The sequence below is a fragment of the Aestuariivita sp. genome, from assembly GCF_049276915.1.
Classification (GTDB): Bacteria; Pseudomonadota; Alphaproteobacteria; order Rhodobacterales; family Rhodobacteraceae; genus Aestuariivita.
Map to the genome: position 1 here is coordinate 1 of NZ_JBASXK010000007.1, position 15,461 is coordinate 15,461.

Below are 15,461 nucleotides of genomic sequence, written 5' to 3' on the forward strand. Positions count from 1 at the left end.
GAGGCCGCAAATGCACATCTTCCAGCTTGCCACAACCTATACGGGAATAAGCACGCCAAGTCAAGGAATAAGCCGCCAGTAGGAACCGGCAAACTATAGAAATTTTTAGTTAAATCACCGTTACCCCAGCGCGCGTCGCTCAGTTGTCCGATGCGGGCTGCGCGGCTTCCAGACGCCGATAGGCGGCAACATTGCGGTTATGCTCATCCAATGTGCGGGCAAAGTTATGCCCATCCGCCGGATCCAGCGTCTTGGCGACAAAGAAGATGTAATCCGTTTCCGCCGGGTTGGCTGCAGCCTCCAGGCTGGCCTGACCCGGATTGGCAATCGGAGTCGGCGGAAGCCCGGTGATAACATATGTGTTCCAGGGTGTTGCAGCACGAAGCTCACTTTGGCGAATGCCGCGCCCCAGGGTGCCGCGCCCCTCTGTGATCCCATAGATCACCGTCGGGTCCGTCTGCAGCCGCATCCCCTCGCGCAACCGGTTCACGAAGACACTGGCCACCGGCCCGCGCTCTTCGGCATTGCCGGTCTCTTTCTCGATGATCGACGCCAGGATCAGCATCTCTTCAGGCGTCTCGAAAGGCAGACCCTCCTGGCGGTTCTGCCAGGCCTGCGCGATCCGCGCGGATTGTGACGCCTGCATGCGCGCCAGAACATCCGCACGGATATCGCCAAGACGCACCTCATAGCTGTCCGGAGCCAGACTGCCCTCGGCGGGCACCTCGCCCACCTCGCCGTCCAGAACATCCATCGCCTTGAGGCTCTCGACCACCTGCCAACTGGTCACGCCCTCGGCCAGAGCAATGCGAAACCGCGTGCCCGGCTCGGCCTTCTTGGCCACATAAAGCTCAGGTGCATCGACCTCTGCGGGGTTGAATTCCACCTTCTCGACAAAGCGGTTGGTGGCCGGGTCCAGTTCACGCACCTCGGCCAGAACCCGCGTCACCCCCACGCGATAGACGATCTCGGTACCGCAGGTGCTCGCTCCGCCCCGTGTGATCTGATCAACGATCGTCTCCATCGAAGCACCGGGTTCGACCAGAAAGCTGCCCGCTTTCAACTGCGAGGATTTTTCCGAGTAATCCGCCCCCATCCGAAAGATCCGCGCCGAGCTCACAGCCCCGGATGCTTCCAGCTCCGCACTCACGCGGGCCATGTTCGATCCGCGTTCGACCTGCAGGCAGATCGCGTCGATCAGCGGCCCCGCGCCGCGATACTGATCCTGTCCCCACATGATCAGCCCGCCCAGCAGGAACAGCGCCACGATCAGCAGCGACAAACCGTTAGAGGCGATGGCGCGCCACATTATGTGACTTTCCCGAACACCACACTGGCATTGGTCCCACCGAACCCGAACGAATTGGACAGCGCGAAATCAATCCTGCGTTCCCGCTTGGCGTTCGGGGCCAGATCAACCGGCGTTTCAACGGCAGGGTTATCCAGGTTGATCGTGGGCGGTGCCACCTGATCGCGGATCGCAAGGATCGAGAAAATCGCCTCGATCGCGCCCGCAGCCCCCAGCAAATGCCCGGTGGCCGATTTCGTCGAAGACATGGTCACAGACCCGGCCGCATCGCCCAAAAGCCGCTCAACAGCGGACAGTTCGATCACATCGGCCATGGTCGATGTGCCATGCGCATTGATGTAATCAATGTCTTTGGGTTCGATCCCGGCATCACGCAGTGCCGCCCGCATCGAGCGTTCACCGCCCTCGCCATCTTCGGAAGGTGCGGTGATGTGAAAGGCATCTCCCGACAGGCCATAGCCCTTCACTTCGGCATAAATCTTGGCACCGCGCGCCTTGGCGTGCTCATATTCCTCCAGCACGACGATACCCGCGCCCTCGCCCATCACAAAGCCGTCGCGATCCGCGTCATAGGGGCGGCTGGCCTTTTCAGGCTCATCCCCGCGCTTGGTGGACAGCGCCTTGCAGGCGTTGAAACCCGCGATACCGATCTTGCAGATCGCGGCCTCGGCCCCGCCGGCGATCATCACGTCGGCATCGCCATATTTGATGAACCGTGCCGCATCGCCGATCGCATGAGCGCCCGTCGAACAGGCCGTCACCACCGAATGGTTCGGCCCCTTGAACCCATAGCGGATGCTTACCTGACCCGAGATCAGATTGATCAGCGCGCCGGGCACAAAGAACGGGCTCACGCGGCGCGGGCCCTTCTCTTCCATCAGGATCGCTGTGTTCGCGATGGAATTCAGCCCGCCGATACCCGAGCCGATCAGAACGCCGGTGCGTTCCTGGCTTTCACGGTCCTGCGGTTTCCAGCCGGAATCCTCGACCGCCTGCTGAGCAGCAGCCAGCCCGAACATGATGAACGTATCGACCTTCCGCTGTTCCTTGGGCTCCATGTAGGTGTCGGCATTGAACGTGCCGTTCGAGCCATCGCCCAAAGGGACCTCGCAAGCGTAGGTCGTCGCCAACCCGTCCGGATCGAACCCGGTGATGGTGCCTGCACCCGACTGGCCCGCCAGAAGGCGTGCCCAGGATTCTTCCACCCCATCAGCCAGAGGCGTCACCAGCCCCAGCCCCGTCACTACAACTCTGCGCATGAACTGCCCTCGTGCCTGTCGTCAGTCTCTTGCCCGCTCTTACCCCGAGCGGGCAACCGGGGGCAAGAGCACTCAGCCCGCCCCACCGGAAGTGGATCGCGCGATCAGCCCCATCGAGGTGACAAGAATCTCTGCCGCCGTGCGCGCGCCGATCCCATGCAGATCCGCATCCGGCTTGAACTCGACAAGATCAAAAGCCGCAATCGGAGCACGCTCGGCCACCCCGCGCAGCAACTCCAGCACCTGGGCATGGCTCAACCCCGCCCCCGTCGGCGCGATCACCGCCGGCATCACCGCCGGGTCAAGCGCATCACAGTCAAAGCAGATGACGACAGGTTCGCCCTTCGGCACAGCCTCGATCACTGCGCGCATACCGGCTGCATGGATCTCATGGGCCGCGAACAGCCGCGCCCCATAGACGCGGGCTGCATCCACCTCGGCCTGCCCGGCCGATCCGACGCCGCGTGCGCCGACCTGAATGATCTGGTTGACATGAGCCATCTCGCTGGCGCGTCGCATGGTCGAACTCAGCCCCCAGCGGGTGCCCTCGACCTCATCGCGCCAGTCGATATGCGCATCAATCTGCAAGATGTTCACCGGACCGCGCGCCGCCATCGCCTCCAGCATGGGGATAGGCACGGAATCGTCACCCCCCAGTTGAACCGGCACGGCACCCGCCGCGACAATGGCCGCGGTCACGCGCGCAATCTCTGCGCGGTTGGCCTCGGGCGTTGCGGGATCCGTGACCACATCCCCCAGATCAAAGGCGCGCAAACCGACCGGCAACACGGTCTGTCCAAGGTCGAAATTATAGCGATCATGGCTGCTGGCAAAAATCGCCGAACCGGCCCGCATGGCCGCAGGCCCACCCGCGCAATAGGCCCCGACCGATCCATAGGGCGTGGCACAATCGGCCCCGAAGACGGCGATATCTCCACGGAACCCGTCAACCGATGCCGCGGGCAATCCCATCAGCGTCTTGCCCGCGTCTCCTCCCAGCATGTCTGCACGGCTGGCCATGTTACAGAAATTCCGCCACCGGTTCGGATGCGCTGCGCGCCACCTTCAACGCATCGGCCAGATCCACATCGCGCTTGAACAGCGCACGCCCGACAATCGCCCCCGCGATATTGGGCACATATTTCAGCCGCGCGATATCATCGACACTGCGCACGATCCCGCTCGCGATCACCGGAGGGCGCGCCTCTGCAGCAAGCCCCGAGATAAGGCTCAGCTGGGCATCAACCTCGTCAATGTCGCTGTCGATATCCGTCACGATGATTCCCGCCAGCGGCGCATCATCAAATGCCGCGATGAAGGCTTCGGGCGCCAAAGCACCCGGCGTGCGCCAGCCATGGGTCATCATCCGACCCTGCCAGACATCCACAGCCAGCACGATCTGGTCCGGATAATCCCGCGCCAACTGCTTGACCAAAGCCGGGTTCTGCACAGCCAGCGTGCCGATAACGACACGCCCGACACCCTTGTCGATCCAGCGATCCACCGAGTCGCGCGTGCGAAAGCCGCCGCCCATCTGGACCGGGATACCCGCTGCGCGAATGATCTCGACCAACAGCGCGGTGTTTCCATCGCGCCCCTCTACGCCGTCGAAATCGGTGACATGCATCCAATCCGCACCCGCCGTCGCAAATCCGCGTGCCGTCTCCACCGGATCCACATGCCAGATCATCGGCTCTTCCAGACGGCCCCGGTTCAGCGTCACGCAGCGCCCGTGCTGAAGTTCGATCGCAGGATAAAGTATCATTGTCACAGCCTCCCCTGATGACCAGATATGCGGTCTTTGCGTGGCGCAGGCTAACACAGTTTCAGCGCAGCCCGAAGGTCAGTTTCGACACGCACCGTCTAATCGCGCCAGACAAGGACCCGGATCAGGGCGGCCCATTGCGCCGCATCAGAACAACAGGCGTGCCGTCCATCTCGGTCTGACGCAGAGCGCGGTAACCCAGACGCTTCGCCAGCGACAGCGAGCGCGCATGCCCCCCGGTGATCACCGCCACCAGCGGTCCATGGATCACCCGGTCAAACCACTCATGAGCCGCCTGCGTGGCATCCGCCGCAAGGCCCTGCCCCTGCGCATCCCGCGCCAGAACCCAACCGGCTTCGGGGAAGGCATCAAAATCATCGCCCAGATCGCGATTTGCGAAAAAGAACCCGGTCTGTCCGACCATCCTGCGCGAGTGTGATTCCCAGATCGCCCACTGACCGAAGCCGGTCATCTGCCAATGTCCGGCATTGCGCAAAAACGCCTCCCAACTTTGCACCCGTGATCGCGCTCCGCCGCGAATCTCGGCGCAGACCTCGGGATCGGCCCAGATCTCGGCAAAGCGGTCGAAATCCTCGGGGCGCATCGGGCGCAGGCTCACCCGCGCCGTATTGATGATGGGAATGGTACGATTCATGGTGGGGCGGGACCTGCTGCTCGGGTGACTCGGTTTTCCCCCAGCCTGCGCCCCGGTCCTGCTTGCGGGCAAGACCAAAAGAAAACGGCACCGCCCTGTGGGGGCGATGCCGCGAAAACCCGCCGATAAAACCGGCTCAGGATGCTTCAGAGATGAACTTTACCGCGTCACCAAAGGTTTGAATGGTCTCGGCTGCATCATCTGGGATCTCGATCCCGAACTCTTCTTCAAACGCCATAACCAACTCGACGGTGTCGAGGCTGTCTGCGCCCAGATCGTCGATGAACGACGCATTCTCGGTCACTTTGTCCTCTTCAACACCCAGGTGTTCCACAACGATCTTCTTCACGCGGTCTGCGACGTCGCTCATGTCTGTTCCTCACGTCTTCCGGGCTTGTTGCCCTTGAATTGCCCTTGCCCGGATGGGGTGGCATGGTTGGTGCCCGTCGCCGGGCGTCTCACCCCACTCGGGGCTGCGGATGGACAAGCCTCCCGCTCAAATGTGCGCCGCCTATAACACAGACGGCGTCAATGGCAAACGCTTTCACAATCCGGCATCTGCCGGAACCTACAACATCGCCATACCGCCGTTGACGTGCAAGGTCGTGCCAGTCACATAGGCGGCCTCAGGCGCGCTGAGGTACAGCACCGCAGCAGCAATTTCATCCGGATGCCCCATGCGCCCTGTCGGGATCTGAGTGAGGATCGCAGCCTTCTGATCTTCGCTCAGCTTGTCGGTCATCGCCGTCTCGATGAAGCCCGGAGCAACCGTGTTCACCGTGATTCCCCGGCTGGCCACCTCATAGGCCAGCGATTTCGACATGCCGACCATACCCGCCTTGGACGCCGCATAGTTGCCCTGCCCCGGATTGCCGGTTGCGCCGACCACGGACGAGATATTCACGATCCGCCCCCAGCGCGCCTTCATCATGCCGCGCAACACACCTTTGCACAGCCGGAACGTTGCGGTGAGGTTCACATCCAGCACGCTTTGCCATTCGTCATCCGACATCCGCATGAACAGGTTGTCCCGCGTTATGCCGGCATTGTTGACCAGAATATCGACGCTGCCCATGGCTTCGGCGGCCAGCTTTGGCAGGGCTGTCACGGCCTCGCCATCGCTGAGATTGCAGGGCAGCACATGCGCACGCCCTCCCAGTTCGCCAGCCAGAGCCTCCAGCGGCTCGACCCGTGTGCCCGACAGACCCACGGTTGCGCCCGCGCTGTGCAGGCTTTTGGCAATCGCGGCACCAATGCCGCCCGAAGCGCCGGTGATCAGCGCGTTTTTCCCTGTCAGATCAAACATATCCCACCCCTAGTTGATGCTTTGCGCCACAGCCTGCACTTCGGCAGGCGTGGCGATATTCTGTGTCGCAATCTCACGATCAATCCGCCGGATCATCCCGGACAGAGCCTTGCCAGCTCCGATTTCCCAGATCTCGCTCACGCCCTGCCTGCCCATTTCGATCACGCTTTCGCGCCAGCGGACCGCTCCGGTGATCTGATCGACCAGCAAGGACCGGATCACTTCGGGATCGCTCTGCGGCGCGGCCAGCACATTGGCGATCACCGGCACGGCAGGTGCCTTGATCTCGACCTCGCGCAGCGCGTCGGCCATGGCGCGCGCGGCCGGTTCCATCAATGCACAGTGAAACGGCGCGCTGACAGGCAGCAGAACCGCGCGTTTGGCCCCTTTGGCTTTCGCGATCTCGATAGCCCGCTCGACTGCCGCGGTATGGCCCGACACGACCACCTGGGCGGGATCGTTGTCATTGGCGGCCTCACAGACCTGATCCTGCGCCGCTTCGGCGGCCACGGCGCGCACGGCCTCCAGATCCAGTCCCAGAATGGCCGCCATCGCGCCTACGCCGACCGGCACCGCCGCCTGCATCGCGGCTCCCCGCGCGCGCAACAGCCGTGCGGCATCCGTGACGCTCAGGGCACCCGCCGCTGCCAAGGCCGAATACTCGCCCAATGAATGGCCTGCCACGAAAGACGCCTGTTGGATCGTGACCCCTTCGGCATCGAGTGCGCGCATCACGGCCATGGACATGGCCATCAGCGCAGGCTGGGCATTCTGTGTCAGGGTAAGCGTGTCGATATCGCCCTCCCAGATCAGCTGGCTCAGCGCTTCACCCAGCGCCTCGTCCACTTCGTCAAAGACCGCGCGGGCGGCGGGATAGGCATCGGCCAGTTCCTTGCCCATGCCAATCGTCTGCGCCCCCTGTCCGGGGAATACAAAGGCTCTGCTCATCCATGTCCCTTTCGCTTGTGTTTTGCCTTGGCATAGCTTTTGGCACCGCAAAGGGCAACGCCGGCGCGCGTTGTGCAGATCTGCGCCACGAATGTGCAGCCATGCCAGTTGAGTTTGCCCGTCGGCGCGATAGGTCTGTATGCAAAGCAAAAGAGAGACATGCGATGAGCGCCACCAACACACAGACCCACTATGGCAGCGTCACCAAGACCTTCCACTGGCTGACCGCATTGCTGATCTTCACCGCGATCCCCTTGGGCTGGTATGCCAATGAATTGCCCTATGACACGTCCGACCAGCTGGCCCAGAAAGCGCTGATGTTCTCCTTGCATAAAACCGTTGGCATCGTGGCCTTCGGCGTGGCGCTCGCGCGGATCCTCTGGGCCATCAGCCAGCCCAAACCGGGCCTGCTGAACGCCGACAAACCCCTTGAGGCCGGCCTGGCCGAAACCGTGCACTGGCTGCTTTACGGCTCATTGCTGCTGGTGCCGCTGACGGGCTGGATTCACCATGCCGCCAGCGCTGGCTTTGCCCCGATCTGGTGGCCCTTCGGGCAAGACCTGCCCTTCGTGCCCAAGGACGAAACGATCTCGGGGCTGTTTGCCGGTTTGCACCTTGTCACCAAATGGGTGCTCATCGCGGCCATCGCCCTGCATGTCGCCGGGGCGCTGAAACACCATCTGCTTGATCGCGATGCCACCCTGCGCCGGATGCTGGCGGGCCGCGTGGATGTCTCCCTACCCCACCAGCCCGCCCACGGCAAAGCCCCCTTCGCAGCCGCTCTGGCGGTTTGGGTGGCGGCCCTTGGCATCGGCGCGGCGACGGGCACTTATGACAGCCATGCCGCCATTCTGCCCCAAGCCGCCGAACTCGAGGCCGTAGAGACCGACTGGAACGTGCAAAGCGGACGCCTTGGCATCGCAGTCACACAACTCGGCAGCACGGTTGAAGGCAGTTTCGCCGACTGGACCGCCGCGATCCGCTTCGAGCCCCGCGAGACTCCCGGCACCGCCGGCGACGTGACAGTCACGGTCTCGATCGGATCACTCACCCTGGGATCGGTCACCGGACAGGCCCTGGGTGCGGAATTCTTTGCCGCCGACACCTTCCCCACCGCCACGCTGAGCGGTGAGATCCTGCGCACCGACACCGGCTATGTCGTGCAAGGCCCGCTGACCATCCGCGACCAATCCGTCCCGGTCACCCTGCCCTTCGAGATCGACATCACCGAGGGTACGGCCACTGCCACGGGCGCACTGACGGTCAACCGCCTCGATTTCGGCGTCGGAGTTGCCTATCCCGACGAAAGCTCGGTCGGGTTCTCTGTCGAGATCGGGTTCGATCTGGTCGCCACAGGCTCTCAATGATGCGCCAGCCCGGGCGGCCTTGCCCCGCCCAAGCGGATCAGCATATGCAGGCAGGCACACCCACCCGAGACACAGAATGAAAAAACCGCCGGCCCAAGGGGCCGGCGGCGTCGTTTCTGATCTCGTCAGGTGGTGCTTATTCAGCCGCCAGCGCCTCGATCGAAATCTGAACCGCGACCTCGTCACTCACCGCCGGAGCAAATGCACCCAGCCCAAAATCCGAGCGCAACAGCGTTGTGCTGGCATCCAGACCCAGCGTGGGTTTGCCCTGGTTGGGGCCGAACGGATAGGGGGCCAGCGCGTTCAGCGTGGTTTCCAGAACAACCGATTTGGTCACATCATTCATCGTCAGATCGCCGGTGATCAGCGCCGTGTTGTCGCCGGTCACTTCGATTCCGGTCGAGGTGAAGGTGATCATGTCACCCTCGGCCGCGCCAAAGAAATCGCCGGACATGAAATGCTGCTCGCGCGCTTCCCAACCGGTGAACATGCTCATCACGGGCATTGAAACAGACACACTGGAATTGGCAGGGTTGGCCTCGTCGAACATGATCTCGCCTTCAAAGCCCGAGAACATGCCGGTGGTGGTGGAAAACCCAAGATGGTCATAGCTGAAGACGACCTGGCTGTGGCTGGCGTCGAGGGCAAATTTGGCCGGGGCCGCAAAAGCAGCTGTGGCACCGGTGGCCAGCGCCGCGGCAAGCAGGATGTGTTTCATGTTGTTGTGCTCCATGGTTACTGTGAACTGTGAGCACATAAGTGGGGCAGACTGTCGCAATAACAACTGACGCCAGATCACAATGACTGTGAGAAAATGAACAGACCTGCGCCTCAGCGCACAAGGTCGCCCAGCTGGTGATGCAAAGCCAGACGCGCTTCCTGATCCGCCAGCGGTACTTTCAGCAGAACGCTGCCATCCACATCCCAGATTTCAAGCTGCCGGGCGCGGATCTTGGCCGCACCCAATGTGTCATAGCTGCGCCGCAGGACCGTGACGGGCCGACCGCGCTCGTTCTTTTGCAGAATGCGCATCTCACGGCGGATCGGGTCGAAATACACTTCGGGCTGGGAATATGTCTTGTTGCGCAGGATCAGCGCCGTGCCGCAAAACGCAAAGAAGATCGACGCGCCCAGCTTGTAAAGCAAAAGCGCCGGATCCGCATTCGAACCGGGCAACAGCCACAGGGCCGGTGCGCTCAGGATCAACGAGGCCCCGGTCAGGCGCAGGAACGCATGCATGAGAACCCGGCCGCCCTCGAACCCCAGCTTGACCGGAAGATGGTCCTGATACTGCGACCGGACCGGTTCGGTGGGGAACACGCTTTGCTTCATGGCAACGGCCACCCCTGCGGATGCGGTGTGATCGCCTGCTTTGGCCGGCGCTGTCTGGAGGCTGATCTGCGCAGTTGTCATTCTCTGTCCCGTTCTATGGCAATGCGCCTTGAAGGGACGCGTTGGTTCCCCTCAAGGTTGTCCGACAACACGGCAGCAATATGGCCAAGGCAGGGAAAGTCGCGGGCAATCGCCCCGATGCGCGATACTCTTGCGTGCTCGGGTAAACCGTGTATACGGAGCGCTCTTTCACAAACACATGAACCGCGCAGTCTCTCGTGGTGGGGCCGTGAAAGAGAAATCGCCCCATCTTTGAAATGCGCCTTGACAGAAACAGGAGTGCACATGCCACTTTACGAGCATGTTTTCATTGCGCGTCAGGATCTTTCCAACACGCAAGCAGAAGGCCTTATCGAACATTTCGGAGCTGTCCTTTCGGACAATGGCGGCAAACTCGTCGAGCACGAGTATTGGGGCGTCAAGACCATGGCCTACAAGATTAACAAGAACCGCAAGGGCCACTATGCCTTCCTGAAGACCGACGCACCCGCGCCGGCGATCCAGGAAATGGAGCGCCTGATGCGCCTGCATGACGATGTCATGCGTATTCTCACCATCAAGGTCGACGCCCACAGCGAAGGCCCCTCGGTCCAGATGCAGAAACGTGATGACCGTGGCGAGCGCGGTGATCGTGGTGATCGTGGTGACCGGGGCGACCGTGGTGACCGGGGCGACCGTGGTGATCGTGGCGAACGCCGCGAGCGCCGCGCGTAATCAGATTAGGAAAGGACAATAAACCATGGCTGCAAAACCATTTTTCCGCCGTCGCAAGGTCTGCCCTTTCTCGGGTGATAATGCACCTGCGATTGATTACAAGGACACGCGCCTGCTGCAACGCTACATCTCGGAGCGGGGCAAGATCGTGCCATCGCGCATCACCGCCGTTTCGGCGAAAAAGCAACGGGAACTGGCCCGCGCAATCAAACGCGCCCGCTTTCTCGCCCTGCTGCCCTATGCCGTGAAGTAAGGAGATACCCACATGCAAGTAATCCTTCTTGAACGCGTGGCCAAGCTGGGCCAGATGGGCGACGTCGTCGACGTCAAACCCGGCTATGCACGCAACTTCCTGCTGCCTCAGGGCAAGGCGCTGTCAGCCTCCGCTGCCAATATCGCAGGGTTCGAAAACCAGAAAGCACAGCTCGAAGCGCGCAACCTGGAAACCCGCAAGGAAGCCGAAGCCCTGGGCAGCCGTCTGGATGGACAGCAGTTCATCGTGATTCGTCAGGCTTCCGATGGCGGCAACCTCTATGGCTCCGTCACCACCCGTGACGCAGCCGAAGCGGCAAGCGAAGCCGGCTTCTCCCTGGATCGCAAGCAGGTCATCATCGACCGCCCGATCAAGGAACTGGGCCTGCACAGCGTAACCGTGACGCTCCACCCCGAAGTGACAGTGTCCATGACGCTGAACGTGGCGCGCTCGCCGGAAGAAGCTGACCTTCAGGCCTCTGGCAAAACGATCCAGGAACTGGCCGCGGAAGAAGAAGCCGAAGCCGAATTCGAGATCGCAGAGCTGTTTGACGATATCGGCGCGGCCGAAATGGACGATCGCGACGATGATCGCTCCTTTGCCCGCGACGAAGCCCCTTCGGGCGAGGACGACAAGGCCTGAGCCTGATCGCCCCTCTGGCATGATTTGTGAAAGGCCGCGCCGGCATATCGGCGCGGCCTTTTTCTTTGCACGCGGCACCGCCCAGGCTCGCGGGCCCTGTTGGCGGGATTTTGCCCAGACAAGGGAACTGCGGTTGCGCGCAACCGACCAATTGGTTTTAAACTTTCGACATGATGAACCACATGCACCGTCGCCATATCCTGATGTCTCTGGCCGCCCTTCCGCTGGCAGCCTGCGCCAGCTCCGAACACCCCCCCGAGGTCGCCCGCGCGACCCTCCCCGACCTGCCGCGTCATCCGAATGAAACGCCCGAACTGCGGGCCAAGATCAACAAATGGGCAGATCACTACGAAGTACCCCGCACGCTTGTTCAGCGCGTGGTGATCCGCGAAAGCACCCACCGCCCCTCGGCGCGCAACGGGCCTTACATGGGGCTCATGCAGATCCACCCCAACACCGCACGCGGCATGGGCTTTCAGGGCCCGCCCGAGAAGCTTCTGGACGCCGAAACCAACCTCAAATACGCGGTGAAGTACCTGCGCGGTGCCTGGCTGGTGTCAGATGGCGATGAAGCCACCGCCGTCGGCTGGTATGCACGCGGCTATTACCATGAAGCCAAACGCCGCGGATTGCTGGAAGAGACCGGCCTCAAGACCTGAGGCTGCGCCGCTGGGGGCTCTGCCCCCAGACCCCCGCCCGTATTTGGTGCAAGAAGAAGAACCAGACGCGCCCGGCCCGTTGCTTCTTCTTGCTTGAAATACGGCAGCGCGCCGTGTGCATATGCGCAGCACAGGCCGGATCAGAACAGGGCGGCGCAAAGAGAAAGGGCCGCCCCTGGGCGACCCTTGAAACCTGTGCACGCATGTAGAGATGTTTATTCTTCGTCCAGCGCTTCGATGGCTTTTTGCAGATCGTCCTTGCTGACTTGCTTATCCGCGACTTTTGCAAGCTCGGTGATATAGTCGATCACCTTGTCTTCAAAGATCGGGGCGCGCAGCTGTTGCTGCATCTGCGCATTTTGCTGAACAAATTCAAAGAACTGGCGTTCCTGGCCGGGGTACTGGCGCGCCTGGGCCATGATGGCCTGGGACATTTCGGCATCCGTGACCTGCACTTCGGCTTTCTGACCCAGTTCAGCCAGCAGCAGACCCAGGCGTACACGGCGCTCGGCCAGTGCTTTGTGCTCGTCGGTCGGCTCGATGGGTGCGTGGTCATGGCCCTGCACATCGGGGTTTTCTTCGTGCCAGAGCTGATGGGCGATCTGACCCGCTTCGGCCTCGACGAGGCTTGGAGGCAGATCGAAGGACACCAGCTTGTCCAGCTCATCCAGAATGCCGCGCTTCATCACGGCGCGCGCCGCACCGGAATACTCGGCTTCCAGACGTTCTGCGATCTGGCCTTTCAGTGAGGCAAGATCCTCGGCACCGAATTTCTGGGCCAGTTCGTCGTTGATCTCGGCGGGAACCGGTTCCTTGACCTCTTTGATGGTGCAGTCGAACACGGCCTCTTTGCCCGCAAGGTGCTCGGCACCATAGTCTTCGGGGAAGGACACTGTGACGGCTTTTTCCTCACCGGCTTTCACGCCGACAAGCTGTTCCTCGAAACCGGGGATGAAGCTGTTGGAGCCCAGCACCAGGGGATAGTCCTCGGCCGCACCGCCTTCAAAGGCTTCGCCGTCGACCTTGCCGACGAAATCCATGACGACCTGGTCGCCGTCTTTCGCTTTGGAGCCTTTCTTGCGGGCTTTGAAATCCTGTGCGGTTTCGGCCAGGTTGGCCAGCGCTTCGTCAACCGCTGCGTCATCGGCTTTTACGACCAGACGCTCGGCTTTCACTTTGGAAAGATCGACCTCGGGGATCTCGGGCAGCGCCTCATAGGACATCTCGACATTGACGTCATCGCCTTCTTTCCAGTCTTCATTGGTCATCTTGACCGCAGGCTGCATGGCGGGGCGATCGCCTGACTCTTCGAAATGCTTGGCCATCGCACCATCGATGGTTTCCTGCATGGCTTCACCCAGCAAACGCTGACCGAACTGCTTTTTCAGCAGCGGCATGGGCACTTTGCCTTTGCGGAACCCTTTCATCTCGATATCGGGCTGCGCCTCGGCGAGTTTCTCGTTTACTTTCGCGTCGAGTTCGGCCGCGGTCACAGTGATCGCATAGCCGCGCTTCAGTCCGTCGTTCAGGGTCTCGGTGACCTGCATCTGATATTCCCCATAGGTTCAAGCCGCCCATAGGCGGCAAGGCGTCTTTTGAAATCTGCGCCCTTCTAGAGAGAGGCGCGCGCAGGCACAAGAGGTCGCGCGCAGATTAACGCCTTTGCGCGTGCTGTTGCACCAGCCGGAAAGCGCGCGGCACCCTGCCAAGGTCGGCGCAAGCCACGGGGTCATATGCTGTGGACAGGGTGAATGGAGATCGAAAACCGGGTTCCCCGCGGGGAACCCCAGAGCCGCACCTGCCTCAAGTAGCCGAAGGCGGTAGGCCAGAAACCAGCCTCAAGTAGCCGAAGGCGGTAGGCCCAAAAAAATGGTGCGGGTGAAGGGACTCGAACCCCCACGCCAAAGGCGCCAGAACCTAAATCTGGTGCGTCTACCAATTCCGCCACACCCGCACGTCTGATCTGCGCGTGTCGCCACGGGCAGCCAGCGTGTGATTAGCAAAGCCTGATGCCAGTGGCGAGGGAAAAGTGTCGTCAGGCCGCCGCGCGCCAGAGCGCGGCTTCGTGGCGTTTGATCATGGGGCGTGCGGCATCCAGCGAGGGGCCGATCGCCGCAATGCCAGCGGGCATGATCGTGCCAAGCTGTGCGCGCAGGACCTCGGGAAAGCTCATCAGGGACAATGCGCCGGGGTTATAGCTTTCGCTGGGCAGGCCTTCGGACATGAGCACCTCATGGGAGGCGCATTGGACATGGATGTAAAGCACCTGCTGCGCGGTCTCATCGACATGGATGCGGTGGCCATCAACCAGATGCGCAGCCGCGGCAAGGACTTCGGGTTCGCCATAGAAAAGCTCGGCCTGTGGCCCCGAGATCAGAATGCGGTGCTGGGGCGAGACGCGCATATCGCGGGCGGGCACTCCGGGGCCAAGTGCGTCCTTTCGGATCACGATCGGGCGCGCGGCCGGGGTGCGGGCCAGATCGCGCGCGCCAAGCCCTGTCTGGCCCACCCAGATCAGAGGCTGTGGGCCACGATCATAGGTCGAAACCAGATCGCCTGCCCGTAGGCTTTCCACCGGGCGTTGCCCCGATGGCGTATCAATCAGGATGCCCGGCGTGAAACAGGCCGGAACCGCGATCTCGATGTTATCCAGGGGGGGCCGGCCGGAACTGCCCGGCCCCTCGAAGGCGGCGATCACTTCCAGCGCGACACCTGCCGGCGGGATCACCTCGATAAAGGCCAGACCTTCGACGGTCGAATAGGCGGGGGAGGAATTGTTGAAATTGACGGCGAGTGCCTGGTATTCGATGCCGGTATCGGGATCGCGCAGGACGATGCGGTATTCGGCTTCGACCACGGTATTGTTGTTGTATCGATCTCCATCGAAAAACTGACGGCCCCGCAAACGCTGATTTGAATCATTGTCGTCGAAATTGACGTCACTGCCGCCATCGCGAATATCAATTTCCTCGAAATCATAACTGTTGAGGGTGATGTTCAACCCCACCAGATGCGAGCCGTCGCCCTGCGAAATACCGCTGAGTTGCCCCCCGCCGGAGACCGAGATTTGGGAATCCCCAATCGCCCAGAAACTGTAGTTCGCCATATATGCAGACCTGCCCGATCCACGGCCTTTTTCGGCCTTGATTTCGTTACAGTTATCATGAGGCGGCCTGCTGCGTCACCGTGGCT

17 protein-coding genes and 1 tRNA gene are annotated in these 15,461 nt (G+C 61.8%); 5 read left to right on the plus strand and 13 right to left on the minus strand.

All coding sequences use genetic code 11. From position 1 onward, the window contains the following. Positions 1-139 precede the first annotated feature (139 nt). From mltG to fabD, 8 genes are all read right to left on the minus strand, one after another. Positions 140-1,309: an endolytic transglycosylase MltG gene (gene mltG, locus WAO69_RS00430; protein ID WP_422175603.1), complete on the minus strand. Its 1,170-nt coding sequence runs from the start codon at positions 1,307-1,309 to the stop codon at positions 140-142. Beyond that, the gene (fabF, locus tag WAO69_RS00435; RefSeq protein ID WP_422175605.1) at positions 1,309-2,568 is read right to left on the minus strand and encodes a beta-ketoacyl-ACP synthase II; all 1,260 of its coding nucleotides are present in this window, start codon (positions 2,566-2,568) and stop codon (positions 1,309-1,311) included. The genes mltG and fabF overlap by 1 nt, the downstream gene beginning before the upstream one ends. A gap of 72 nt (positions 2,569-2,640) precedes the next feature. Further along, a complete protein-coding gene (locus WAO69_RS00440; protein WP_422175607.1) occupies positions 2,641-3,588 on the minus strand; it encodes an arginase family protein in 948 nt (315 codons plus the stop codon). A 1-nt stretch (position 3,589) separates the two neighbouring features. Beyond that, positions 3,590-4,333, minus strand: a complete 744-nt coding sequence (locus tag WAO69_RS00445) for a HisA/HisF-related TIM barrel protein (RefSeq protein ID WP_422175609.1) — start codon at positions 4,331-4,333, stop codon at positions 3,590-3,592. Positions 4,334-4,457: 124 nt separating this feature from the next. After that, positions 4,458-4,988 (minus strand): GNAT family N-acetyltransferase, encoded by a 531-nt coding sequence (locus WAO69_RS00450; protein WP_422175611.1) that lies wholly within the window; start codon positions 4,986-4,988, stop codon positions 4,458-4,460. 136 nt (positions 4,989-5,124) lie between these two features. Next, positions 5,125-5,358, minus strand: coding sequence for an acyl carrier protein (locus WAO69_RS00455; protein ID WP_005982462.1), 234 nt, complete (start codon positions 5,356-5,358; stop codon positions 5,125-5,127). Positions 5,359-5,556: 198 nt separating this feature from the next. Beyond that, complete coding sequence (fabG, locus tag WAO69_RS00460; RefSeq protein WP_422175617.1) at positions 5,557-6,294, minus strand: 3-oxoacyl-ACP reductase FabG; 738 nt, start codon at positions 6,292-6,294, stop codon at positions 5,557-5,559. 9 nt (positions 6,295-6,303) lie between these two features. Beyond that, entirely contained in the window at positions 6,304-7,242 is a 939-nt protein-coding gene (fabD, locus tag WAO69_RS00465; protein ID WP_422175619.1) for an ACP S-malonyltransferase, read from the minus strand. 164 nt (positions 7,243-7,406) lie between these two features. On the opposite strand from fabD, the gene WAO69_RS00470 reads away from it, so the two are divergent. Then, positions 7,407-8,609: a cytochrome b/b6 domain-containing protein gene (locus WAO69_RS00470; RefSeq protein WP_422175621.1), complete on the plus strand. Its 1,203-nt coding sequence runs from the start codon at positions 7,407-7,409 to the stop codon at positions 8,607-8,609. Between the two features lie 136 nt (positions 8,610-8,745). On the opposite strand, the gene WAO69_RS00475 is transcribed toward WAO69_RS00470, so the two are convergent. After that, the gene (locus WAO69_RS00475) at positions 8,746-9,327 is read right to left on the minus strand and encodes a YceI family protein (RefSeq protein WP_422175623.1); all 582 of its coding nucleotides are present in this window, start codon (positions 9,325-9,327) and stop codon (positions 8,746-8,748) included. 113 nt (positions 9,328-9,440) lie between these two features. Next, complete coding sequence (locus WAO69_RS00480) at positions 9,441-10,022, minus strand: hypothetical protein (RefSeq protein WP_422175625.1); 582 nt, start codon at positions 10,020-10,022, stop codon at positions 9,441-9,443. Positions 10,023-10,286: 264 nt separating this feature from the next. Here WAO69_RS00480 and rpsF point away from each other — a divergent pair, with 264 nt between their 5' ends. The 4 genes from rpsF to WAO69_RS00500 all read left to right on the plus strand — a co-directional run bounded on the left by rpsF (position 10,287) and on the right by WAO69_RS00500 (position 12,269). Then, positions 10,287-10,715: a 30S ribosomal protein S6 gene (rpsF, locus tag WAO69_RS00485; protein ID WP_422175627.1), complete on the plus strand. Its 429-nt coding sequence runs from the start codon at positions 10,287-10,289 to the stop codon at positions 10,713-10,715. Between the two features lie 25 nt (positions 10,716-10,740). Continuing rightward, complete coding sequence (gene rpsR / locus WAO69_RS00490; RefSeq protein WP_005852865.1) at positions 10,741-10,968, plus strand: 30S ribosomal protein S18; 228 nt, start codon at positions 10,741-10,743, stop codon at positions 10,966-10,968. 12 nt (positions 10,969-10,980) lie between these two features. Next, positions 10,981-11,610 (plus strand): 50S ribosomal protein L9, encoded by a 630-nt coding sequence (gene rplI / locus WAO69_RS00495; RefSeq protein ID WP_422175630.1) that lies wholly within the window; start codon positions 10,981-10,983, stop codon positions 11,608-11,610. Between the two features lie 170 nt (positions 11,611-11,780). Continuing rightward, entirely contained in the window at positions 11,781-12,269 is a 489-nt protein-coding gene (locus tag WAO69_RS00500; RefSeq protein WP_422175632.1) for a transglycosylase SLT domain-containing protein, read from the plus strand. A gap of 215 nt (positions 12,270-12,484) precedes the next feature. Here the strand turns inward: WAO69_RS00500 and tig are convergent, their stop codons facing one another. From tig to WAO69_RS00515, 3 genes are all read right to left on the minus strand, one after another. Then, positions 12,485-13,816: a trigger factor gene (gene tig / locus WAO69_RS00505; RefSeq protein ID WP_422175634.1), complete on the minus strand. Its 1,332-nt coding sequence runs from the start codon at positions 13,814-13,816 to the stop codon at positions 12,485-12,487. A gap of 323 nt (positions 13,817-14,139) precedes the next feature. After that, positions 14,140-14,223, minus strand: a tRNA-Leu gene (locus WAO69_RS00510). A gap of 81 nt (positions 14,224-14,304) precedes the next feature. Continuing rightward, complete coding sequence (locus WAO69_RS00515; protein WP_422175636.1) at positions 14,305-15,375, minus strand: Hint domain-containing protein; 1,071 nt, start codon at positions 15,373-15,375, stop codon at positions 14,305-14,307. Positions 15,376-15,461: the final 86 nt, after the last annotated feature.

Excerpts from the sequence above, each read along its gene's own strand:
- mltG (WP_422175603.1), bottom strand. The coding sequence starts at position 1,309 with ATGTGGCGCGCCATCGCCTCTAACGGTTTGTCGCTGCTGATCGTGGCG.
- fabF (WP_422175605.1), bottom strand. The coding sequence starts at position 2,568 with ATGCGCAGAGTTGTAGTGACGGGGCTGGGGCTGGTGACGCCTCTGGCT.
- WAO69_RS00440 (WP_422175607.1), bottom strand. The coding sequence starts at position 3,588 with ATGGCCAGCCGTGCAGACATGCTGGGAGGAGACGCGGGCAAGACGCTG.
- WAO69_RS00445 (WP_422175609.1), bottom strand. The coding sequence starts at position 4,333 with ATGATACTTTATCCTGCGATCGAACTTCAGCACGGGCGCTGCGTGACG.
- WAO69_RS00450 (WP_422175611.1), bottom strand. The coding sequence starts at position 4,988 with ATGAATCGTACCATTCCCATCATCAATACGGCGCGGGTGAGCCTGCGC.
- WAO69_RS00455 (WP_005982462.1), bottom strand. The coding sequence starts at position 5,358 with ATGAGCGACGTCGCAGACCGCGTGAAGAAGATCGTTGTGGAACACCTG.
- fabG (WP_422175617.1), bottom strand. The coding sequence starts at position 6,294 with ATGTTTGATCTGACAGGGAAAAACGCGCTGATCACCGGCGCTTCGGGC.
- fabD (WP_422175619.1), bottom strand. The coding sequence starts at position 7,242 with ATGAGCAGAGCCTTTGTATTCCCCGGACAGGGGGCGCAGACGATTGGC.
- WAO69_RS00470 (WP_422175621.1), top strand. The coding sequence starts at position 7,407 with ATGAGCGCCACCAACACACAGACCCACTATGGCAGCGTCACCAAGACC.
- WAO69_RS00475 (WP_422175623.1), bottom strand. The coding sequence starts at position 9,327 with ATGAAACACATCCTGCTTGCCGCGGCGCTGGCCACCGGTGCCACAGCT.
- WAO69_RS00480 (WP_422175625.1), bottom strand. The coding sequence starts at position 10,022 with ATGACAACTGCGCAGATCAGCCTCCAGACAGCGCCGGCCAAAGCAGGC.
- rpsF (WP_422175627.1), top strand. The coding sequence starts at position 10,287 with ATGCCACTTTACGAGCATGTTTTCATTGCGCGTCAGGATCTTTCCAAC.
- rpsR (WP_005852865.1), top strand. The coding sequence starts at position 10,741 with ATGGCTGCAAAACCATTTTTCCGCCGTCGCAAGGTCTGCCCTTTCTCG.
- rplI (WP_422175630.1), top strand. The coding sequence starts at position 10,981 with ATGCAAGTAATCCTTCTTGAACGCGTGGCCAAGCTGGGCCAGATGGGC.
- WAO69_RS00500 (WP_422175632.1), top strand. The coding sequence starts at position 11,781 with ATGATGAACCACATGCACCGTCGCCATATCCTGATGTCTCTGGCCGCC.
- tig (WP_422175634.1), bottom strand. The coding sequence starts at position 13,816 with ATGCAGGTCACCGAGACCCTGAACGACGGACTGAAGCGCGGCTATGCG.
- WAO69_RS00515 (WP_422175636.1), bottom strand. The coding sequence starts at position 15,375 with ATGGCGAACTACAGTTTCTGGGCGATTGGGGATTCCCAAATCTCGGTC.